Raw genomic sequence first — 2,019 nt, 5'->3', positions numbered from 1 at the left:
GGTCCGCAGCTGCTGCGTCGATGGCACCCCGCCCTCTGATCCCGCCGGCGAACTCAACATCTGGCTCGACGCGGCACATCTCAGTGACATACCGGCCCTCAAGACGTTCGCGTCCGGCCTGGAACGCGACGTAACGGCGGTGCGCGCTGCATTGACGACGTCATGGATCAACGGTCAGGCGGAGGGGCAGATTAGCAGGCTGAAGATGCTCAAGCGGACCATGTACGGACGCGCCAGCTTCCCCCTGCTCCGACGGCGCGCCCTCCTCGCTGCGTAATCCACGCAAACTGCGGGAGAACCTGAAACCAGGGGAGGATCATTTTTTGCCTTCATTGACTTGGAGGACTCCTTGGCCGCGGCCTCTTCAGCGTCACGCGCCAGTCTCTGCGCCTTCAATCGCACGGTCTTCTCTTCGATCGCAGTCTTCTGGACCTCGACCTCGCCCCAGACCACCTCGGCCAAATCCGCTCGCTCCAACGCCCTCGCGGCTTTGGTTTCTGCGCGGTCCTGAGTGTGACTTGGCCTGTCCGACATTCGTGCTCCCCTTGCACGGTCGGCCTAGCATTACAGTTGGTTTTCCGATGAGGTTCTGACTCTCTGCCTCACCATGATTCGTGCATCAGGAACGGCTGGGGCCTCGATCGAGGCGACGCTGGAGTTGTGGGCCTCGTCGCTGCGGGAGGTGAAGGGGCGTATACGGCCACTGTTCACCCAGGACCGGGTAGCCGGTTAGGCAGGAGCGTTTCTTGACGGACTGCTCGGTGCGGAGCGGCGCAAGACCGGTTGGATACGAGCGGAAGCCGCGGGCGATCCTGGGCCTTGGCGTCAGCAGGCCGTGCTCGGTCGCGGACACTGGGATGCCGACGCCCTGCGCGACGTGGTGCGGGATTATGCCCTGGAAACGCTGGCCGACCCGGACGCGGTTCTGGTCCTCGACGAGACTTGCTTCCTCAAGCAGGGTAAAGCCTCGTGCGGCGTGCATCGTCAGTACACCGGCTCGGCCGGAAAGATCACCAACTGCCAGATCGGCGTCTTCGCGGTCTACGCCTCGCGGCACGGTCATGCCTTCATCGATCGGGCTCTGTACCTGCACAAGACCTGGACTTCGGATCCGGTCCGGCAGGCCGCCGCCCATGTGCCGGAGGGGACGGCCTTCGCGACCAAGCCGGGATTGGCTCTGGCGATGATTGAGCGGGCGATGGCCACCGACGTGCCGTTTTCCTGGGTGGCGGCCGACACCGTCTACGGGGTCGGCGACATCGAGATGGCGCTACGCCGGGCGGGCAAAGGCTACGTGCTCGGGGTCAAGACCGATCACCTGTTCAATTCCTGGATCGGCAAGCCACCGGTGGCAGGCACCGCCGAGGCGATCGCGAACGGCCTTGCTCCGACGGCCTGGACGCGTCTGTCGGCAGGCGACGGGACGAAGGGCGCGCGGCTGTACGACTGGGCCTACTGCGAACTGGCCGACCTCGATGGTGCCGCCTACGACCAGACCAGCCTGTGGACGCGGGGGCTCCTGGTCCGCTGCAGCCTGGCTGACGGCGAGCGGGCCTACTTCACGACCTGGTGCCCGGCCGGCACGCCGATCCAGACCCTGGTCGGCGTCGAGGGACGACGTTGGAGCATCGAGGATGCGTTCGAGACGGCCAAGACCGAGCTCGGGCTCACTCACAACGAGACCCGCTCCTGGCACGGCTGGCACCGGCACGTCAGCCTGGTGATGATGGCCTTCGCCCTACTGGCGGTGATCCGCCATCACGCCAACGCGCCGCCCCCAAAGTACTCATCCGGCGTGGACCGCTGTGGCCCTATTTCGGCGCGGTGCGGTGGACTTCGATGAGGTTACGGAGGCTTTCGATTCCGAACTCGGAGAAGGCCATGGTTCCGTCAGGGTGCTGCGGATCGTAGACCCAGATCAGCCCGTCTTCGGTCTCCAGATTGGTAGCGATATCGGCGAGCCAGTCTGGACTTGCTTCGGTTTAGTGGAGAGCGGTTTGGGTAGCGCTGCGTTTCTCG

2 protein-coding genes and 1 pseudogene are annotated in these 2,019 nt (G+C 64.9%); all 3 read left to right on the top strand.

The window, feature by feature from the left end:
• A partial coding sequence (locus G3T14_RS23935) for a transposase (RefSeq protein WP_246733536.1) occupies positions 1-277 on the top strand: 277 nt, incomplete at its 5' end.
• A 330-nt stretch (positions 278-607) separates the two neighbouring features.
• A pseudogene (locus G3T14_RS23930) lies at positions 608-1,843 on the top strand (IS701 family transposase).
• Positions 1,830-2,019: hypothetical protein (locus tag G3T14_RS24870; RefSeq protein WP_204263049.1), on the top strand; the 190-nt coding region annotated here is incomplete at its 3' end. The pseudogene G3T14_RS23930 and the gene G3T14_RS24870, both read left to right, overlap by 14 nt.

Origin of the sequence: Methylobacterium sp. BTF04, from assembly GCF_010692745.1 — a bacterium.
GTDB lineage: Bacteria > Pseudomonadota > Alphaproteobacteria > Rhizobiales > Beijerinckiaceae > Methylobacterium.
Note: the sequence above shows the minus strand (reverse complement) of the source record. Positions and strands in the feature narration are given on the sequence as shown.